Origin of the sequence: Rudanella lutea DSM 19387, assembly GCF_000383955.1 — a bacterium.
GTDB lineage: Bacteria > Bacteroidota > Bacteroidia > Cytophagales > Spirosomataceae > Rudanella > Rudanella lutea.
Map to the genome: position 1 here is coordinate 153633 of NZ_KB913013.1, position 19737 is coordinate 173369.

A 19737-nucleotide genomic window follows, 5' to 3' on the forward strand; every position below is an offset into this window, starting at 1 on the left:
TAATGAATGAATTGTACAGCAAAAGTACAGTTAGACAAACAAATACCCTACTATCAGCGATAAACACTGTTCGTTGTTCATTGCCTACTGTTGGTTGTTCACCCGGCACTGTTTACACCAGCGCTACATCTTCCACATCTTTTTCAATCCGAAGATTGTCGATGATAAACCGCTGGCGATCGGGGGTGTTTTTACCCATGAAATAGCTCAGAAGCTTCGGAATCGATGTTTCTTTTTCCATGATCACGGGCTCCAGTCGCATATCTTCGCCGATGAATAACCCAAACTCATCGGGCGAAATCTCGCCAAGTCCTTTAAACCGGGTGATCTCGACTTTTTTGCCGCTCTTGGTTAGCTTATTGATCGCCTTCTGCTTTTCGTCTTCTGAGTAGCAGTAGATGGTTTCCTTGTGGTTTTTCGGATTCCGAACTCGGAAGAGGGGCGTCTCCAGAATATACAGGTGACCGTTGCGCACCAGATCCGGGAAAAACTGAAGGAAAAACGTCAGCATCAACAGGCGGATGTGCATCCCGTCGACGTCGGCGTCGGTGGCAATCACAATCCGATTGTACCGGAGCGAGTCCAGGCCATCCTCAATATCGAGCGCGTGTTGCAGCAGGTTAAACTCCTCATTTTCGTACACCACCTTTTTGGTTAGACCAAAGCAGTTGAGGGGTTTTCCCCGCAGACTAAACACGGCCTGCGTCTGCACGTTTCGCGATTTAGTGATCGACCCGCTCGCCGAGTCGCCCTCGGTGATAAACAAGGTGGTTTCGAGCTGATCTTCGCCTTTCTGATCGGTCATGTGCAGGCGGCAGTCGCGGAGCTTGCGGTTGTGCAGATTGGCTTTTTTAGCGCGTTCGTTGGCTAATTTCTTAATACCCGCCAGTTCTTTCCGCTCGCGTTCCGACTGTTCGATACGCTTCTTCAGGGCGTCTCGAACCGTTGGGTTCATGTGCAGAAAGTCGTCGAGTCGCTCTTTGACAAAATCAAGTACAAACGAACGCACCGATGGGGCGTCGGCGTCGGGAGCCATGTTGATGGAGCCCAGCTTGGTTTTTGTTTGCGATTCAAAAACGGGCTCCTGTACCCGGATACTGACGGCCGCGATAATGCTGGCGCGCACGTCCGATGCATCGTAGTCTTTGCCAAAGTGCTCGCGCACGGTTTTAACAACGGCTTCGCGCAGGGCGGCCAGGTGCGTACCACCCTGCGTGGTGTACTGACCGTTCACAAACGAGTAGTATTCTTCACCGTACTGATTACCGTGGGTCAGGGCAATCTCCAGATCCTGCCCTTTCAGGTGGATGATCGGGTACCGGAGCGCATCCTCATCGGTTTTGTTCCGAAGCAGGTCGAGCAAACCATTCTGCGAAACGTACTTCTGCCGGTTGAAGGTAATGGTTAGGCCCGCATTGAGGTAGCAGTAATTCCAGATCATGTTTTCCAGAAACTGCGGTATGTAATGGAAGTTTTTGAACACCGAATCGTCGGGTTCAAAACAGACCAACGTACCATTACGCTCGGTGGTGGTTTCTTCGCCGGTGTTTTTCAAAACGCCCTGCGCAAACTCGGCCCATACCGACCGGCCCTCTCTATACGACTGTACCTTAAAATACGACGACAGCGCGTTGACGGCCTTTGTACCTACGCCATTGAGGCCTACCGATTTCTGGAAAGCCCCTGAGTCGTATTTGCCGCCGGTATTGATTTTAGAAACAACCTCGACCACCTTACCGAGCGGAATACCCCGCCCGTAATCCCGGATTTCGACCCGGTGATCGGTCACTTTGATATCAATGTTTTTGCCGTGGCCCATAACGTGTTCATCGATACAGTTGTCCACGACCTCTTTCAGCAACACATAGATACCATCGTCAGCTGCCGAACCGTCGCCCAGTTTACCGATGTACATCCCCGGTCGAAGACGGATATGTTCGCGCCAATCCAGAGACCGAATACTATCTTCATCGTACTGAACTGTCTTAGTGGTGTTATTGGTCATAAAGCAGTTAACAAACTCTACAAATAGCGTAGAGGAACTTTCGGGGTAAAATGCAAAAATGGAAAATGACTTAAATTCTTGAGTAGCAAGATACGAAAAATTCCGCCAAATAGAAAACTGTTTAGAATGCGGTGAAAGTTCGTTTACTTTGCTACCTAAATAAAGAAAAGTACGATTTCAGCGGGCCCGACGTTTAGCCTTCAAATTAGGGTTTAGCCCAACGATGTAGATGATGCATCTAAAAAATATGCAAAAAGATTCGTGCCATTCACCGGCTCAAGACCGGCCATTACGCCACCGTCTCACTTCATCAATGCTTAAGCCGGCCCTTTCTTTCGTTTTGGTTGGGCTGTTGGCTCAAATTCCGCAAGCAAATGCGCAGGTAACACCATCGGCGCCGAGTGCACAACCATCGGCACTGCCGGGTGGTGCCCGTCCGGGGGCTACATTACCAGGAGGAGTTGTGGTGCCTGGCAACGCACAACCCGGTCGGGCTGGGCAGCCGGGCGTTACGGTGCCGGGCTCCAACCGGGGAACCACCCCAGCCAATGTACCGGCCAATGGGCAAAACCAAACCGGCCGGGGCGCCAACGGGACTCTAACACCGCAAGGTGCTAACGGACAAACCCCCGGTACTGCCGATGGAAATGGGCAGGCCGACGGTATTGCACCTGAACAGCAGGCGGCCGATGAGCCCAAAACGCAGGAAGAAGCTATTGAAGATGGCTACCAGGCGGCTCGTCGGCGCGAGCGCGAACAACTCCGCCAGAAGCTGTTCGGGTACGAAATCTTCAACAACTCGAATAACCAGAATCCGTTTCAGCCGTCAACGACTATTGCTACGCCCCGTAACTATGTAGTTGGCCCCGGCGATGCCCTAAACATTCTGTTGTATGGGTACACCGAAGCCGATTTCAGTCAGACGGTGTCGAATGAGGGGTACGTGTATTTCAAGCAAAATAGTGGTATCGGGCCGGTATCCGTATTGGGGCTTACCGTAGAAGCCGCCAAGGCACGGATTGCCAATCGGCTGTCGACCAAATTTGTCGGTCTCAAAAATAGTCAGTACGGCGCCCAGAATACGTATCTTGAAGTAACGCTGGGTGCTGTCCGTAGTATTCGGGTGTCGGTGTTGGGCGAAGCTTTCAAGCCCGGCACGTACGTCTTGTCGTCGCTTTCGACGGCCATGAATGCAATTTACCAGGCTGGTGGCCCAGATGTACTGGGTTCGTACCGTCGGGTAAGCCTGATTCGTAACAACCGGGTACTGACAACACTCGATCTCTATGATTATTTGCTGACAGGTGTCCAGCGCAACGATGTACGTTTGCAGGATGGCGATATCATTCGGTTCGGTAAGTACGTGAGCCGCGTCGAGATTACCGGTACCGTGAACCGGAACAATATCTTTGAAATGCTGCCCGGCGAAACCATGGATCGCCTGTTGTTTTACGCTGGAGACTTTGCCGCCAATGCGTACAAAAACCGGGTGAAAGTAACCCGCCTGACCGACCGCGAACGGAAAGTGATTGATGTGACGCAGGATCAGTACAAGACGTTTGTGATGCAGGACGGCGACATCGTCAACGTGGAGCAGTTGCTGGATCGCTTCGAGAATCAGGTGACAGTGCAGGGGGCCGTTTTCCGGCCTGGCCGCTACTCGCTCGACCAGAACAAGACTCTGCGTCAGTTGATTAACAATGCTGAAGGCCTAAAAGGCGACGCCTTCACGGGTCGGGTTCAGATTGTGCGCACGCGTGAAGACTTGGCGGTAGAAAACCTGTCGGTTAACCTGGCCGATATTCTGAACGGCTCGGCAGCTGATATTCCGCTGCAACGGGAAGACCAGATTATCGTAACATCGAAGTTTGAACTGGCCGAAGGAGCCAGTGTATCTATTCAGGGTGAGGTGAACCAGCCATCAGAAGGGTTTCAGTACGTGGCCAATATGACACTCGAAGACCTGATCCTGCGGGCTGGGGGCCTGCGGGAGTCGGCAGCTTCGGCACAAATCGAAGTGATTCGGCGGAAGAAAGACGTTGACGTGACCTCAACCAATGCTTCGGTGGCTGATGCATACCGCTTTAATGTGGACCGCGATTTGAGCATTAAAGCCACCGACAGCAAGTTTTTATTGCAGCCATTTGATCAGGTAATTGTGCGTCGTTCGCCCAATTATCAAGTGCAAACGTATGCTCGTGTTGAAGGAGAAGTTCTGTTACCCGGTCAGTACCCGATCGTTCGGAAAGACCAGAAAGTATCGGATCTGGTATCGGCCGCTGGCGGTCTGTCGCCGTTTGCCTATGTGGAAGGTGCGACCCTGATCCGGACGGTTAAGCTGAGCGACGATGAGCTGGCATTGCGGCAGCGGTCGGTAGAAGAACTTTCAGACGATAGCCGCAAGGGGGTTGTTCAGATTGAAGACGTCAGCACGACTAAGACCGAATCGATTGGAATTAACCTGCAAAAGATTCTGCAAAACCCCGGCTCCAGCGAAGATATCCTGCTGCTGGAAGGTGACCTGCTCCGCATTCCGAAGCGATTGGAAACGGTTCGTTTGCAGGGTGAACTGATGTTGCCTACCACGGTGAAGTACCGGCCCGGTCAGACGTTCCAGGACTATGTAGCTCAGGCTGGTGGTTTCACGGATCGATCGCAGCGTCGGAAATCCTTCGTGGTTTACGCGAACGGCTCAGTGGATCGGACCCGGAAGTTTATGTTCTTCAACGTGTACCCACGGGTAGAGCCGGGCTCAGAAATCATTGTTCCTAAAAAGACTGGGGTTCCTTTGACGCCACAACAGATTTTGGCTTCTACCGCTGGCACTATTTCATCGTTGTTATCAGTAATCGGCCTGATTATCGCCCTGACGCGTGTCGCGCCGTAATTGCCTAAAGATATTATGAATCCGAATACCCCTGTTACCAAAACCAATGAAGTTCCGGCTCCGTTGGTTCGGCCCGTACCTCCCGACCAGCTTTCGCCGAAGGCGGTTGTGCTTCAGGTGTTTAAGCTGAAACATGTTTTCAAGCGCTATTGGAAACTGATTCTAGTATTGATGGTGCTGGGTGGCGTCATCGGCAAAATTATCGACATATCCGAGGAGCGTAAGCCTGTCTACAACGGGGGCATTACCTTCAACCTGGGTGGGGGAGGGGCTACCGGCGGTGGCCTGGGTGAGTTGGGTGCCCTAGCGGGCGCGTTTGGTCTCGGCAGCAGCGCACCTGACGCAAATATCTTTGTGGGTGATAACTTCATGATCTACGCCAAGTCGCGGCCGGTTGTGGAGAAAACACTCATGAAAACGGTGAAGATCAACGGTAAGGATACCTTGTTGGTCAACTATTACATTGTGCATAGTGGCATTCGCGACAAAGAATGGGAAGACAGCGATACGCTCCGTACGCTCACGTTTGATCGGGCCAAGAAGCCGGAGGAATACAATAAGCAGGAGATTCTGGCCATGTCGCAGGTCTACGCCCGTATTGCTACGGAAATGGCGGTCTCTCAGCCTGAGCGTAAGTCTTCGTTTATGCGGCTTACGGCTGCTATGGAAGACGAAGCGCTGACGAAGGTGTTTGTAGAAACTCACCTCAAAACGATTGAGGAAGACTACCGGGAAAAGCAGACTAAGAAAACGCGGGAGATGTACACGTTGCTCAAAGAGCGTACCGACTCACTGTACCGGGTAATGACCGGTACTGAGCGGCAGCTGGCCCGGCAGATTGATCAGAATCAGCAGGTAGTAGCGGCTCAGGCACAGATTCAGGAAACCCGCCTGACCCGTAATTCAACCTTCCTGAGCCAGCAATATTTTGCAGCTCTCCAGCAGCAGGATAACATGCGCCTGTCGCTCATTAAGGAAGCTCCGCTCTTTACCGAGATTGAACCGGTATCGTTGCCGTTGTATAAAGAAATTCGGACATCCATTGCGATGCAGGCCGGTATTGTGTTAGGTTTAATTATTAGCTTGCTGATTGTGTTCGTTCGTGAAACGTACCGTTCGGTGATGCAGGAAGGATAATTTTAGAGTTTACGGTTTACGGTTAAGAGTAGGCGCAACCGTGTTGGCGTCGGGGCTGGTTCAAAACGGCCACTACAAACTGGAAGCTGGAAACTGAAATACCATGAAAGTTCAGGAAGTTGAAATTAAAGCGGGCCGTTCGGAGCGGCATTACTGGCGTGATTTGTGGCGCAACCGGGAGTTGCTCTACATTCTGTCGATGCGCGACGTATCGGTTCGATACAAGCAAACGGCTCTGGGTGCTGCCTGGGGTCTGATTCGACCGCTGACCACTATGCTCATTATGGTGTTTGTGTTCAGTAAGGTGGCTAAGCTTCAGGGAGATCCCGGCGTACCGTACCCCCTGATGGTGTTGGGCGGAATTACCATCTGGACGTTTTTCTCGACGGCGTTTACCCAGGTGAGCAATAGCGTTACGCTTAACTCCAATCTGGTTACGAAGGTGTATTTTCCGCGGCTCATTATGCCGCTTAGCTCTATTGCCGTTAGTTTTATCGACTTTCTGGTTTCGCTCGGGCTGTTTATTATTTTGGCGGCCTGGTACCGGTTTATGCCCGACTGGCATTTGCTGTTTGTACCTCTGTTTATGATTTTGGCAGTGCTGGCCTCGTTTGCCTTCGGATTGTTTTTCGCCGTGGTCAACGTGCGGTTCCGCGACATAGGGCAGTTGATTCCGTTTATTGTGCAGGTTGGTTTTTATGCCTGCCCCATTGCCTACAGCAGCCGGTTGGTAGCGGGTGAGCGCTGGTACTCGATTTACATGCTCAACCCGATGGTTGGCATTATCGACGGATTCCGCTGGTCGTTGCTGGGCGGAAAAGCCTATTTCAATCCGCAGAGTCTGATGTACTCGGTGGCTATTGTGCTGATCTGTTTGCTGTTATCGGTGTATTTCTTTCGCAAGCGGGAGAATAGTTTTGTGGATGATATTTAAGCCGGGCAGGGCGTAGAGTCCCGGCGGTGTCGGACCGCAGTTTTGCTACGAACCATCCATTACGCGTCATTAATCAAGCGAAGATGTCTGTTATTACGGTCGAAAATATAAGTAAGCATTACATCATTGACCACAAGCGGGGTAAAGGTGGAACCACCCTCCGTGACATGGTGAGTGAGAATTTGCGAAGCTGGTTTGGGAAAAAACGTCCCGACGACGAAGAGGTTACGCATGAGGAGTTCTGGGCCCTGCGCGATGTGAATTTCAACATTGAGCAAGGCGACCGGGTAGGGATTGTGGGGCACAACGGGGCTGGTAAATCAACTCTGCTCAAAATCCTGAGCCGAATTATCGAACCCACAACGGGCTCGGTGAAGATTCGGGGACGGGTAGCCTCGTTGCTCGAAGTGGGTACGGGTTTTCACCCCGAGCTGACGGGCCGCGAAAACATTTTCCTGAACGGCTCTCTGCTGGGTATGTCGCGGAACGAAATCCGGCGGCAGTTCGACGCTATTGTCGATTTTGCCGGGGTTGAGAAGTTTCTCGATACGCCCGTAAAGCGGTATTCATCGGGTATGTACGTGCGACTGGGGTTTGCCATTTCGGCTCACCTCGATCCCGAAATCATGATCGTGGATGAAGTTCTGGCCGTAGGCGACGCCGAATTCCAGAAGAAAAGTCTGGGTAAAATGCGCGACAACTCGGCGAGCGGACGTACCATCTTGTTTGTAAGTCATAACCTGACGGCGGTGCAGGCACTCTGTAATAAAACGCTGTACTTTGAGAAAGGTCAATTGCTCGAAAACGGCGAAACCAACGCTGTAATTGCTACCTACCTGAGCAAAGTATCGCGTACGCGGTTGTGCCGGAGCTGGGACACGCCCGAAGAAGCACCCGGCAACGATCAGGTGCGAATCAAACGCATAGAGCTGATTCCGGAATACCAGGACAAGCTGACGCACATCGACGTACGCACGCCTATGCGCGTGCGGTTCGAGTTCTGGAATATGATGGACAGCGCCAACCTCAACCTCAGCATGCACCTTAATTCACTTACGGGTGAGTGTATCTTTAATGTGGGGTCGAAGTCGCAGCCCTACGGCAAAGGACTGGTTACGGGCGAGTGTACCATTCCGGGGTATTTCCTCAACGACGGGTCGTACACGATCTCGATGATGATTGTGAAAGATACTGTGACTCCCCTCTATCACATGGAGGAAGGCCTCACGTTCGACGTGGAGGATTACCGGGAGGGCGTTGCCTGGTACGGCAAGTGGCCGGGTTATGTGCGACCACAGTTTCAGTTTCACATGGACTCGCTCGTTGCAGAGCCGGTTAAGTAAGTTGTGTATGGGTTGTAATCAGGGTTAATGTTGCCTTTTTTACGAGGGCAATGACACCTTCTGACGGGATTGCCTGTCTACGTAGAAGATCATACACTTCGAACCTCTTAATTTTAGCCTTTTTGGTTTGCCCAATCGGGCAAATGCCTGTTTATGCTATATGTCACTAAGTCATACCTGCCCGAACCAGAAGAGTATTACGAGCAGCTAAAGCGGATCTGGGCATCGGGTCAGTTGACAAACGATGGACCGCTGGTCAAAGATCTGGAGAAACAGTTGCAGGCGTATTTGGGCGTAGAACACCTGAAGTTTACAACCAATGGAACGGTTGTTCTTCAGATGGCTCTGAAAGCGCTGGGTATTACCAAGGAGGTGATTACCACACCGTTTTCATACGTGGCTACCACCAACGCCATTTTGTGGGAAAACTGTACACCCGTATTTGCTGACATTAGCCCCGACGATTTTAACATCGACCCGGAGGCCATTGAGCCGCTGATTACCGAGAATACGCAGGCTATTCTGGCTACGCACGTGTACGGAAATGCTTGTCAGATCGAGCGGATTGGCGCTATTGCCGCCAAGTATAACCTAAAGGTAATTTACGATGCTGCTCATACCTTCGGGGCAAGTTACAAAGGACGTTCGATTCTGAGTTATGGCGATCTGAGCACCTGTAGTTTCCACGCTACCAAGGTGTTTCATACCATTGAGGGGGGCTGCATTGTGTGCCACGACCCCGTCATGGAACAAAAGCTGTACAACTTTCGCAGCTTCGGTCACCGCAACGACGACTACTTCAGTATCGGTATCAACGCCAAAAATTCGGAGTTTCATGCGGCAATGGGCCTGGTCATGCTCCCCAAAGTAGCCGACCTTATCGCCGACCGCAAGCAAGTGGCTTCCTGGTACGACGCCCGGCTTAACTTTGACCGGATTCGGCGGCCATCCATCAGCCCCGATGTCGACTACAATTACGCGTACTACCCCGTTGTATTTGAGTCAGAAACGGTACTGTTGCGGGTAATGGCGGCTCTCAAAGCCGATGACATCATTCCCCGGCGGTACTTTTACCCGTCGCTCAATACCCTGGACTTTTTGCCGGCTACCAGTCGGCAGGCCTGCCCCGTGTCAGAAGACTATTCGTTGCGGGTGTTATCGTTGCCATTTCATCCGGCCTTGCCCGAGGCAGAGGTCGAGCGGGTAAGTCGGATTATCAACGAAAATGTGTAACGAACTACGGACAATCTATGGTGTTGCTGTTTAACCTGATCGACGGGTCGCTGCTGGTATTGCATTACGTTTTATTCCTGCTTTTTATTGGCTACATCGGCCGGTTGGCGTCGGGTATTGCCCGGCGGTCGCTGAGCGAATGGTGGCTGGTATCGTTTCTGCTGTTTACGGGGAGCGTGATTCCGGCGGGCTGGATTCTGTCGGCCTTGTACCTCACAGGCAATGCAACTGCCTGGGGTGTTTCGGTATTTATCACGGCCACGATTCTGGCATATGTACTCCGTGTGCTGATTCGGTCGCAAGACCCAAACCGGCCTCTTCGGTTTTCGGTGCGGCAACTGCTGGCCGACCGCTGGGACCTGCTCACTGAGTGGTTCCGGGGGCTGAGTACCTTTCCGAAGGTAGTTTTCTCGGCCATTTTCGGGACGCTGGCGATCATTGCGGTGACCAATCTGCTGTTGGTACTATTTACGGTGCCCAACGAATGGGATAGCATGACCGGACACCTCAACCGCGTGATGCAGTATATTCAACGCGGAACCATGCGGCACTTCGGTGGTACAAACTGGAATATAGACACGTACCCCAAGAGCGTCTGTACCATTCAGATTTATTCATTCCTGATTACCGGCCGGTTCGAAAATGCGTTCAAGCTGATTCACCATCTCAGCTATTGGACGGCCATTGTGGCTGTGTTTGGTATTGTGCAGCGACTGGCCCAACTGCGCGGGCAGGCCCCCTCACTGTCGGCGAGCATTTTCTGCGCCATTGCTTACGCGCTGCTGCCTGATTTTCTGATGCAGGCCATCACCACCGAAACAGACATTGTGCTGACGGCTTACCTCAGCGTGTTGCTCTACGCCCTGTTTTCGTATCGGGCCACGGAAGGTCGGGCCTCGCAAGGTCGGGCCACGGATGGTCGGGCTTCAGTTGCACAGGTCACAGAGGGAGTCGGTGAGCGCGAAAATCGGTATCTGTGGCTGGCTGCTATGGCGTTTGCGCTGGCGCTGGGGCACAAAATTACGTTCCTGCTTCTGTTGCCCTCGGTGTTTATTATCATGATTTACACGGTATTCTGGGCTCCGTCCTTCGGGATATTCTTTGGGCGTGTGATGCGCCTGGGGGTAGCCATTCTGGTAGCGGTTTCGATCTGGACCCTGCCCACCGGTTATTTGAAAAATATTCAGGTCTTTGGGCATCCGATTGGACCACCAACGGCGCTCAAGCATCAGTCGGTGGAGCGCGCGGGCTCAACCAAAAACCTGATCGTTCAGGGAACGCGCAACGTAATCCGGTACGGGTACGACCATATCAATCTGGACGGTATTCGGAATACCGATCTGGGCTTTAAGGCGAATCAGGTGATGCGTATGCCGTTGGTGTACCTTGAAGACAAACTCAACCTCCGTCTCGACGAGGTGACTGATTTCTCCATTCAGCCCTTTGCGTTCGACCGCCGGTTTGTGTTCTACAATGCCAACCCGTATTGGGGTGTCATTGGGTTTGCCCTCATTTTTCCTCTCATTTTGCTGGTAGGACTGTCGATCGTACGGTCCATTCCGCACCTGTTTCTGGGGGCTGCCTTGCTGCTGCATTTTATTGCCCTGTCATATTCTGCTCCGTATGATCCCTTCAAAGGGCGTTATTTTATCGAAACGGGCTTGTTTGGGGTCACCTTCATGTCGTTGCTGTTTCTGGCTCCCAATATTCGGGTCGATGTGCCGGGCCGACTGCTGGGTAAAGCCTATGTGGGTGGGGTTGTCCTGCTCGGTTGCCTTTCGGCTCTGCTTTGCGTGTTTCTCAACATTCGGGCGTTGCCGTTTGCCTGGCGCGAGTTTCCGTCGGCATTTGAAGCCGACCGTGTTCGGGTGATGACCATCGGGCGGCCTGATATTTATGTGCCTTATAAGCGCTTCGACGATATGGTGCCCGACACGGCAACCGTAGCGTTGGGTACCATCAACGATGATTATGAGTACCCGCTCTACGGCCCCCGACTCCAACGGCGGCTCATTCCGATCAATCCGTTTGAACGCGGGGTGCAGCCTATTCCGAAAGAAGCGGGTTACCTCTTTTTTGCCAGTAGCGTGATAAAGCCCCAACCGGGCGATATCCGTCTGGGCACCGATACCACCATGACGCATAACGTTGTGGTGCCGGGCGAAGATTATTACCTGCGAAAATTGAAGTAGTTTCGAGTAGGTAGCTCCCCGTTGATGCCGAATCAACCAGACCTGCTAACGATAAACCCAAAACTCAGCATTCTATGACTCTTGCCATCATGCAACCCTACTTCTTGCCGTACATCGGGTATTTACAACTGATGAATACGGTTGATAAGTTTGTGTTTTATGATGACGTCGCCTTTATCAACCGGGGTTGGGTAAACCGTAACCGAATGCTACTTGGGGGTAAAGAACACTTGTTCACGGTGCCGTTGCAGGGGGCCAGTCAAAACAAAACCATCCGGGAAATTGCCCTCAGCAGTGACCCAAAATGGCGCGGTAAATTGCTCAAAACAGTAGAACAGGGCTACCGGAAAGCCTCGCATTACGAAGTCGTGATGCCGATGCTGGAGCGAATTGTGAATTTTGAGGCCGACAATATCGCCGACTACATCTTTCACAGTTTCACCGAACTAACGACCTACCTTGATATTACAACCGCGCTGATTCCGTCGTCGACGATCTACGAAAATGGCCACCTGAAAGCGCAGGAGCGGATTCTGGATATTTGTGGACAGGAGGGAGCCACTCATTACATCAATCCGATTGGTGGGCAGGAGTTGTATGATCGGGAGCGATTTGCCCAAGCCGGTGTCCAACTGAGCTTTATTAAGTCAAAACGGGTAGAATACACGCAGCAAGCGCCAGAGTTCGTACCTTGGCTGTCAATTCTGGATATTGTGATGGTCAACGACGTCAACGATGTCCGGGCTATGTTCGGTCTGTTCGAACTGGTATAAGTAACAGGCAGGCCGGGTGTGTCCATTGCACATAAGGCTTGAAATGAAGAATAGAATAGGCCGCCCGACGGTCTGCTCAACCGCTAATTCGCTCAAAAACGTATGGCAAAAGTAGTCATCTTTGGAATTCTGGATACGGCCGAACTGGCCCACTTCTACCTGACGCACGACTCCGAGCACGAGGTGGTTGCGTTTACCGTCAACCGGGAATATATGAACGGTACGGAGTTTCGGGGGCTTCCGGTGGTAGCTTTCGAAGAGGTAGAAACGGTATTTACGCCGGGCGAATATCATTTCTTCGCGCCCATGACCGGGCGCGGCATGAACAAAAATCGGGAGCGTGTGTATCTGGAAGCCAAAGCAAAAGGATACCCGTTTATTTCGTATATCAGTTCCAAAGCAACGCACTTTGGCAACGAAATCGGCGAGAACTGCTTCATTCTGGAAGACAACACCATTCAGCCGTTTACCACCATTGGCAACAATGTAGTACTTTGGAGTGGTAATCACATCGGGCACCACGGCCGGATCGACGATCACGTCTTTTTTACCTCGCACGTGGTTATGTCGGGTCACTGCCATATTGGATCGTACAGCTTTTTTGGCGTCAACAGCACCATCCGCGACTACCTCAACGTCGCCGAGGGCACGCTGCTCGGTATGGCATCGGCGCTTTACAAAGACTCCGAGCCGTGGGGTGTCTACATTGGCAACCCGCCCAAAAAACTCCCCAAACCAAGCTACGAAACGTATTAGTCAGTGAGCAACGAACAGTGGACAACGAACAGTAGCAACAAAATACTGCTTCAACGTATCGCTGTTCGTTGTTCACTGTTCGTTGTTCACTGCTATGAACCTACTGTTAATAGGACACGATGCCAACCGGGCCGGCGCACAGCTGGTACTGCTGCAACTCATGCGACTGCTGCGGGCACAAAACGTAACGATGCGCTTGCTGCTGGGTGAGGGAGGGCCGTTGCTGGCCGATTACCAGGCGTTGGCACCCGTGACCATCTGGCCCGCAGAGCCCGCCCACGTTGTCGGGCCGGTAGCCGACAAGGTACTGGGCAAACTGGGAGTTTGGGAAAGTCGCTACCGCAAGCAGCAGGCTACCCGGCAGGCTACCCTCCGGCAGGAGCTTAACCTTGATGGCGTGGATCTGGTGCTGGTTAATACTGTAACAAGTGCCCGCTGGTTCGGTCAATTGAACCTATCGCCTAAGGTGCCGGTGGTTACGTTTGTGCACGAGCTGGCCATGTCGGTGCAGATGTACACCCGCCCCGATGAGCTTCGTTATTTGCTCGATCGGACCACGCATATGCTGGCTGTATCGAAAGCAACGGCTAATTATTACATGGAAGCGCACGGGTTCGATCCGGCCCGGATTACCCTGTTTACGCTGATCGATACGCCCCGGTTGGTTCAGAACGTCGACCGGGCGCGCGAAGCCGACGGAGCCGGGTTGGTTCGGCAGTTGGGTATTCCGCCCGACGCTATTCTGGTGGGCGGTTGTGGCAATGCCGAATGGCGTAAAGGCAACGATTTGTTTGTTTTGCTGGCCCGTTTGGTAGCTAATATGGCCCCGGCCGCGCCCATCTATTTCGTGTGGGTAGGGGTGCCTAAAGGCCCGTACCGCGACGAACTATGGCTTGATGTGCAAAAAGCCTGGCTCACGGAGCGGGTGCATTTTCTGGAGCCCACCCCCGATGTGCTGATGTACATGAGCCGCTTCAATATGTTTGCACTCACCTCGCGCGAGGACCCGTACCCGCTGGTCGTGCTCGAAGCGGGCTTGTGTGAAGTCCCCGTGATATGTTTTGCGGGAGCCGGTGGCTCGCCCGAACTGGTCGAGACGGATGCGGGTGTGATAGTACCCTACCTGCATGTTGATGCCATGGCCCGCGCCATTGTTACCCTGGCCGAAGCACCCGAGCAGGCCCGACAGTTAGGGCAGCGGCTACGCGAAAAAGTACTCGAACGGCACCCCGCCGAGCAAGGCGTTAGTGTGCTGCTCAATCTATTCACAAAGCTATTGAACCCGTAAGCCTATCCCGAAAAAGCCGAAATCACCCGTTATAACCCCAAGTCGACTACGCGCCCGTTGAAAAATCTCGGACATATGCCCCAACTCGACGCTCTCCGCACGTTTGCGGTGGCGTTGGTAATTATTTACCATTGGTTCCCTACCGGCGTCGGTATCAACTGGTTGCCCAACGGCACTATTGGGGTTATGGTGTTTTTCGTGATCAGTGGGTTTCTTATTACGCGGATTCTGCTCGCCAACCGGGCCTCCATTCAGGCCGGGGCGAGTACGCTGGGCAATACGTATCGGAACTTCTTTATTCGGCGGGCGCTACGAATTTTCCCGTTGTATTACCTGGTCATAACGGCCGTTTGGCTCCTCATTCCCGAAGCCTCCGATATCAACGAGCGCCCGTTGTACTTTTACCTCTACGGCTACAATATTCTGCTTCACCAAACCGGCAACTGGGCCGACCTGCTGTCGCCGTTCTGGACGCTGGGCGTTGAAGAACAGTTGTATCTGGTGTGGCCCTGGGTGGTGCTGTTGTTACCATCCCGGCGGCTGGTTAGCGTTATAGCGGGTATGGTTCTGACCGGGATTCTGTTTCGGGCGTATGGCTACAGTCAGGGCGACCTGGACGGGGTACTGACCCCTGCCAACCTGGACTCGTTCGGTTTGGGAGCGCTTTGGGCCTGGGTTACCGTACAGGTGCCCGATCAGATCCCCCGGTTTCGGTCGATGCTGAACGGTGCGGCCGGGATAGCGCTGGCGCTCATGGGGGTTTTGCTGTTCCTGCCCGACGACCATATCCTGGTGGTGCTGTTCGAACGGTTTGTAATTTCGATATTGGCCCTCTACCTGGTAGTGGGAGCGAGTTTTGGGTTCAAAGGGGGCGCGGGTCGTGTGCTCGATAACGGTGCCTTACAGTACATTGGCCGAATCAGCTATGGCCTGTATGTATTCCATATGATTGTTCCGGGTTATATTGTGCCGTTTGTGTTGCGGGTGATGAACCGGCTGCTACGCGGGCATGTACCTGATTTGGGGTATTGGGGGCATCGGGCCTTCAGTTTGGCGGTGCTCATTGCAGTAGCCAGCGTATCATGGTATGCGTTTGAGAAGCCGATAAACTCGCTGAAACAATATTTTTCGTATAAAAACACACCAACCGACCGCCGAAAAGAGCATCCAACGGAATGAGGGTTAACCCGACCGCCGGCTCAACTTCGTTTGCGAATTCAGACCTCTTTTCATGACCCTCGCATTTACCATTTGCTCCGTCAATTATCTGGCCCAGGCGCGTACCCTGGGCGATTCGTTACGACGTACCAATCCGGACTGGACGTATATCATTGGGCTGGTCGATGATTTGGCTGCGGCTAACCTCTCGGCCGACCTGATCCCCGACTTTCCGATGATCGAAGTGGCTAAAATCGGGATTCCTGATTTTGAAGCCATGTGCGACCGGTATGATATTACCGAGTTGAATACGGCCGTGAAGCCGTTTTTCATCGATTACTTTTACGAGTCGTCGCCCCAGTACGACAAAGTGATCTATTTCGACCCGGACATTATCGTGTTTCAGCCCCTAACCCGGCTCGAAAACCATCTGGATACCTACAGTATGGTGCTCACCCCCCATACTTGTGCGCCTACCCCCGACTGGGAGCGCCCCAACGAGCAGCATCACCTCGGCACGGGGATTTTCAACCTTGGCTTTATTGGGCTCAATAACAGCACCGAAGCCCGTACGTTTGTGAATTGGTGGAAAGAACGGCTTGTGTACGAGTGTCGTATCGACCTCTGCGCGGGCCTGTTTGTCGATCAGCATTGGGTTAATTTTGCACCGGTGTACCATCAGAACGTCTGGATTGAAAAGCATCGGGGCTATAATGTGGCCTACTGGAACCTGCACGAACGGCAGGCGAGTCTGTCGGGCGAAACATGGATGATTAACGGCGACGAGCCCCTCCAGTTTTTCCATTTCAGTGGGTACGATCCGTACAAACCCGACGAAATTTCGAAATACCAGACCCGGTACACATTTGTGGGTGACGCGCCCGAGCGGCAGCGCTCCGATATGCGGCCGCTGTTCGAAATATACCGGACGAGTTTGCTGGCTAACCATAACGACCGGTACCGCAAATACCCATGTGTGTATATAAAACCGCCTAAAGTGATGCGTTACAAGCGAGTCAGACGGCTGTTGAATGCGCCAATTCATAAACTGATCGCACTACTCGAAGAAAGGAAGTAGCCATGACCACCTGGCCTCGTTTTAAGCAACTCTGGACGCATCGGTACCACAAGTACAGTCATATCGCCCACAAATACCTGTCGGTTGCGTACAAGTATTGTCTGTTGCGCTGGCGTAAAATCCGCATCGGTCAACGCCCGCTGGTAGCCATTGTGCTGTCCGAACAAATGGGGGATATTGTCGCTTGTGAGCCCGTTGGTCGCGAAGTGCGTCGGCGGCACCCAAACGCTCATATCGTCTGGTTTGTGCGTAAGCCGTATCTGGATCTGATACTGCACAACCCAAACATCGACAGTTACGTGCTGGAGCTTTGTCCCGGCGAACGGACTCGCCTGCTTGGTACGGGTGTGTTCGATACGGTGTATAACCTACACCTGTCGCACCGGAAGTGTAAATACTGTAAGGAAGACCCCGTCAATCCGATTGCCGACTCGCTCGGTATTGATTACGCCAACTATTACTTCCACGGCGACCTGCTGGATGTTTTCTCGCGGGCGGCTGGCTTACCAGCCATCACAGATGAGCCCCGGATGTACATACCGGAGGCCGATGTCCGGCGGGTAGCTGCCCTGAACCTACCCGATAATGCGGTGGTGATTCACTGTCAGTCGAGCTACACCCCACGCGATTGGCCCCCGCATGCGTGGGATCGGCTGGTAAACTGGCTCCTCGAAACGTATCCTTATCCGGTGGTCGAAGTAGGCCTGAAACCGGTTGTGCACAACAGCAATCCCCGGTTTATTGACTTATGCGGCCAACTGAGCATGTTGCAAACCGCCGAGGTAATTGGCAAGGCTCGCTTGTTTATTGGTATCGACAGCGGCCCGGCACACTTCGCCAACGCCATGGGTACGGATGGGGTTATTTTGCTGGGTAAACTGTTCGATTACGTTGAGTATCTGCCCTATTCGGGTCGGTATAAGCGGGGTGAGGGGGTTACTATCCTGAATAAGCTTGGCTCTCCGTGTTCCGAACTCCCGTTTGAATGGGTGCAGGGGGCCGTTCAGCAACACTTAACCCAAGCCCGGTACGTATGACAAAAAAAGCCCCGACAGGCAACCTGGTGGGCGTGGTTGTACCGGTGTACAAGCCGCAACTGAGCCCCTACGAACATATTGCCCTGACGCAGTGTACCCGGGTGCTGGGGCATTACCCGATTGTGCTCGTGTGCCCGCAGGCACTCGATGTATCGGCCATTACCGGGCAATTCCCGCAGGTGGAGGTTCGGCGGTTTGCCGACTCGTTTTTCGAAAGCGTGCAGTCGTATAACCAACTCATGTTGTCGAAACAGTTCTACGAGGCCTTCTTTGAATACGAGTACATCCTGATTCATCAGTTGGATGCCTTTGTTTTTCGGGATGAGCTACCGGATTGGTGCCGTCGAAATTATGATTATATTGGTGCCCCCTGGCTCCGGGATATTGATTTTTCGGGTCGGTTAGATGAGTTTATTTTCGATGCCAAGAAGCAAATAGCGACCTGGTTGAACCTGAAAAAAGCGGATGGCATAACTCCCCGTGAGATCATTACCCTGAATGAAGTCGGTAATGGTGGTTTTTCGTTGCGCCGGGTCAAGGCCATGCACGCCTGCCTGCAACGGTTTGAGCGTACTATTCAGGAATATGAGGCCCAAACGCTGCATCAGTACAACGAAGATGTGTTTTTCAGCATCGAAGTAAATCGGTACTGGCCGCACCTGCGTATTCCTGACTTTCGCACCGGGTTACGTTTTGCCGTAGAGTTTTACCCCGAGCGGGCCGTTCGTGATTACAATGGCGGGCAACTGCCGTTTGGGTGCCATGCCTGGGATATTCATGGCACTGATTACTGGCGGCCGCTTTTTGCCCGGTTGGGCTACCAAATTTGAGCTACGCGTAATGATGCATATGCCTGTACCGAAGATCTCGATTGCGTTATGTACATACAATGGTGAAGCCCACCTGCGAGAACAGTGGGATAGCCTGCTGAAACAAACCCGACAACCCGACGAAATTGTCGTTTGTGACGACCGCTCAACCGACGGTACTTGGGCATTGGTGCAAGAACTTGCTGCACAGGCCCCGTTTACCGTTGTGCCGGTGCGAAACGATGCGCAATTGGGATTCAACAAAAATTTTGAGCAGGCCCTGAGCCGCTGTACGGGCGATCTGGTATTTATCTGTGACCAGGACGATTACTGGTTTCCGGAAAAACTTCAGACTATGACCGATTTCATGGGGTCGAATCCTGACGTACAGATTGCCTTTTGCAATGCCTACATGGCCGACGATGCCCTGCAAAACCTCGATCGGCTCTTCTGGACGCAGGTACGGCTCGACGACCTTCAGCAACAGCGTTGGAAAGAGGGCCTCGCTATGGAGGTTCTGCTCGATGGGAACCGCATGATGGGGTGTGCTACCGTGATTCGGCGGACGTTTATGAACCGCTTGCTGCCTATTCCCACCGATATTCCCTCGTACATCTATGATGGCTGGATTTCGCTCGTTGGGGCGTCGATGAATGTGATTCAGTTTGTCGACAAGCCACTGCAGCTGTACCGCACGCACGCGCAACAGCAGGTAGGCGTGCGGGGCGAACCACCTGGCCCCCGGATTCGGTTGAGCGACCGGTTTAGCCGGGACCGCTCCTTAAAATTAGAGCCGTTGGCGAAGATGCGTGACAAATTGCTGCGTATAAGGCACTACCTTCGCGAACGCGTAGACCCAACTCTGGATGGTATGCAGCAACTGGACCGTAAACTGGCCCATTATACCATGCGCAGTACCTTGCCCGACAATCGGCTCCGGCGGCTTTGGCCTGTTCTGAACGATTTGCAGAAAGGGAATTATCACCGCTACGCCGACCCGTCGGCCGATTGGTATAGCCCGTATCTGGCGGCCGTCGGCGATATGCTTGAATAATCCGAATAGGCCGGGATTACTCCATGCCTGTCACTCGTAAACTACAAACTGGT

Annotated in this window: 15 protein-coding genes; 14 read left to right on the forward strand and 1 reads right to left on the reverse strand. The window is 52.9% G+C overall.

From position 1 onward, the window contains the following. Positions 1-112: 112 nt before the first annotated feature. Complete coding sequence (locus RUDLU_RS0100735; RefSeq protein ID WP_027302637.1) at positions 113-2005, reverse strand: DNA topoisomerase IV subunit B; 1893 nt, start codon at positions 2003-2005, stop codon at positions 113-115. A gap of 313 nt (positions 2006-2318) precedes the next feature. Between RUDLU_RS0100735 and RUDLU_RS26705 the strand changes: the two genes are divergently transcribed. The 14 genes from RUDLU_RS26705 to RUDLU_RS0100805 all read left to right on the forward strand — a co-directional run bounded on the left by RUDLU_RS26705 (position 2319) and on the right by RUDLU_RS0100805 (position 19684). After that, a complete protein-coding gene (locus RUDLU_RS26705) occupies positions 2319-4892 on the forward strand; it encodes a polysaccharide biosynthesis/export family protein (protein WP_083940499.1) in 2574 nt (857 codons plus the stop codon). 15 nt (positions 4893-4907) lie between these two features. Continuing rightward, positions 4908-6029 carry a hypothetical protein gene (locus RUDLU_RS0100745; protein WP_019986421.1) on the forward strand — a complete coding sequence of 374 codons (1122 nt, stop codon included), beginning with the start codon at positions 4908-4910 and terminating at the stop codon, positions 6027-6029. A gap of 103 nt (positions 6030-6132) precedes the next feature. After that, complete coding sequence (locus tag RUDLU_RS0100750; protein ID WP_019986422.1) at positions 6133-6963, forward strand: ABC transporter permease; 831 nt, start codon at positions 6133-6135, stop codon at positions 6961-6963. Between the two features lie 83 nt (positions 6964-7046). Continuing rightward, entirely contained in the window at positions 7047-8306 is a 1260-nt protein-coding gene (locus RUDLU_RS0100755; RefSeq protein ID WP_019986423.1) for an ABC transporter ATP-binding protein, read from the forward strand. Positions 8307-8459: 153 nt separating this feature from the next. Continuing rightward, positions 8460-9539 (forward strand): DegT/DnrJ/EryC1/StrS family aminotransferase, encoded by a 1080-nt coding sequence (locus tag RUDLU_RS0100760; RefSeq protein ID WP_019986424.1) that lies wholly within the window; start codon positions 8460-8462, stop codon positions 9537-9539. 17 nt (positions 9540-9556) lie between these two features. Beyond that, positions 9557-11731 carry a protein O-mannosyl-transferase family gene (locus RUDLU_RS0100765; protein ID WP_019986425.1) on the forward strand — a complete coding sequence of 725 codons (2175 nt, stop codon included), beginning with the start codon at positions 9557-9559 and terminating at the stop codon, positions 11729-11731. A 74-nt stretch (positions 11732-11805) separates the two neighbouring features. Further along, on the forward strand, positions 11806-12504 hold the full coding sequence (locus tag RUDLU_RS0100770) for a WbqC family protein (protein ID WP_019986426.1): 699 nt from the start codon (positions 11806-11808) through the stop codon (positions 12502-12504). 102 nt (positions 12505-12606) lie between these two features. Beyond that, positions 12607-13260 carry an acetyltransferase gene (locus tag RUDLU_RS0100775; RefSeq protein ID WP_019986427.1) on the forward strand — a complete coding sequence of 218 codons (654 nt, stop codon included), beginning with the start codon at positions 12607-12609 and terminating at the stop codon, positions 13258-13260. A gap of 94 nt (positions 13261-13354) precedes the next feature. Next, positions 13355-14548, forward strand: coding sequence for a glycosyltransferase family 4 protein (locus RUDLU_RS0100780; RefSeq protein ID WP_019986428.1), 1194 nt, complete (start codon positions 13355-13357; stop codon positions 14546-14548). A gap of 75 nt (positions 14549-14623) precedes the next feature. Then, positions 14624-15727, forward strand: coding sequence for an acyltransferase family protein (locus RUDLU_RS0100785; protein WP_019986429.1), 1104 nt, complete (start codon positions 14624-14626; stop codon positions 15725-15727). Between the two features lie 52 nt (positions 15728-15779). Continuing rightward, on the forward strand, positions 15780-16784 hold the full coding sequence (locus RUDLU_RS0100790; RefSeq protein ID WP_019986430.1) for a glycosyltransferase family protein: 1005 nt from the start codon (positions 15780-15782) through the stop codon (positions 16782-16784). Between the two features lie 2 nt (positions 16785-16786). Then, complete coding sequence (locus RUDLU_RS0100795; RefSeq protein WP_019986431.1) at positions 16787-17821, forward strand: glycosyltransferase family 9 protein; 1035 nt, start codon at positions 16787-16789, stop codon at positions 17819-17821. Next, positions 17818-18651, forward strand: a complete 834-nt coding sequence (locus RUDLU_RS0100800) for a DUF5672 family protein (protein WP_019986432.1) — start codon at positions 17818-17820, stop codon at positions 18649-18651. Before RUDLU_RS0100795 ends, RUDLU_RS0100800 begins: the two co-directional genes overlap by 4 nt. Beyond that, positions 18599-19684, forward strand: a complete 1086-nt coding sequence (locus RUDLU_RS0100805) for a glycosyltransferase family 2 protein (protein WP_245581608.1) — start codon at positions 18599-18601, stop codon at positions 19682-19684. The genes RUDLU_RS0100800 and RUDLU_RS0100805 overlap by 53 nt, the downstream gene beginning before the upstream one ends. The last annotated feature ends 53 nt before the right edge of the window (positions 19685-19737 follow it).

Excerpts from the sequence above, each read along its gene's own strand:
- RUDLU_RS0100735 (WP_027302637.1), bottom strand. The coding sequence starts at position 2,005 with ATGACCAATAACACCACTAAGACAGTTCAGTACGATGAAGATAGTATT.
- RUDLU_RS26705 (WP_083940499.1), top strand. The coding sequence starts at position 2,319 with ATGCTTAAGCCGGCCCTTTCTTTCGTTTTGGTTGGGCTGTTGGCTCAA.
- RUDLU_RS0100745 (WP_019986421.1), top strand. The coding sequence starts at position 4,908 with ATGAATCCGAATACCCCTGTTACCAAAACCAATGAAGTTCCGGCTCCG.
- RUDLU_RS0100750 (WP_019986422.1), top strand. The coding sequence starts at position 6,133 with ATGAAAGTTCAGGAAGTTGAAATTAAAGCGGGCCGTTCGGAGCGGCAT.
- RUDLU_RS0100755 (WP_019986423.1), top strand. The coding sequence starts at position 7,047 with ATGTCTGTTATTACGGTCGAAAATATAAGTAAGCATTACATCATTGAC.
- RUDLU_RS0100760 (WP_019986424.1), top strand. The coding sequence starts at position 8,460 with ATGCTATATGTCACTAAGTCATACCTGCCCGAACCAGAAGAGTATTAC.
- RUDLU_RS0100765 (WP_019986425.1), top strand. The coding sequence starts at position 9,557 with ATGGTGTTGCTGTTTAACCTGATCGACGGGTCGCTGCTGGTATTGCAT.
- RUDLU_RS0100770 (WP_019986426.1), top strand. The coding sequence starts at position 11,806 with ATGACTCTTGCCATCATGCAACCCTACTTCTTGCCGTACATCGGGTAT.
- RUDLU_RS0100775 (WP_019986427.1), top strand. The coding sequence starts at position 12,607 with ATGGCAAAAGTAGTCATCTTTGGAATTCTGGATACGGCCGAACTGGCC.
- RUDLU_RS0100780 (WP_019986428.1), top strand. The coding sequence starts at position 13,355 with ATGAACCTACTGTTAATAGGACACGATGCCAACCGGGCCGGCGCACAG.
- RUDLU_RS0100785 (WP_019986429.1), top strand. The coding sequence starts at position 14,624 with ATGCCCCAACTCGACGCTCTCCGCACGTTTGCGGTGGCGTTGGTAATT.
- RUDLU_RS0100790 (WP_019986430.1), top strand. The coding sequence starts at position 15,780 with ATGACCCTCGCATTTACCATTTGCTCCGTCAATTATCTGGCCCAGGCG.
- RUDLU_RS0100795 (WP_019986431.1), top strand. The coding sequence starts at position 16,787 with ATGACCACCTGGCCTCGTTTTAAGCAACTCTGGACGCATCGGTACCAC.
- RUDLU_RS0100800 (WP_019986432.1), top strand. The coding sequence starts at position 17,818 with ATGACAAAAAAAGCCCCGACAGGCAACCTGGTGGGCGTGGTTGTACCG.
- RUDLU_RS0100805 (WP_245581608.1), top strand. The coding sequence starts at position 18,599 with ATGGCACTGATTACTGGCGGCCGCTTTTTGCCCGGTTGGGCTACCAAA.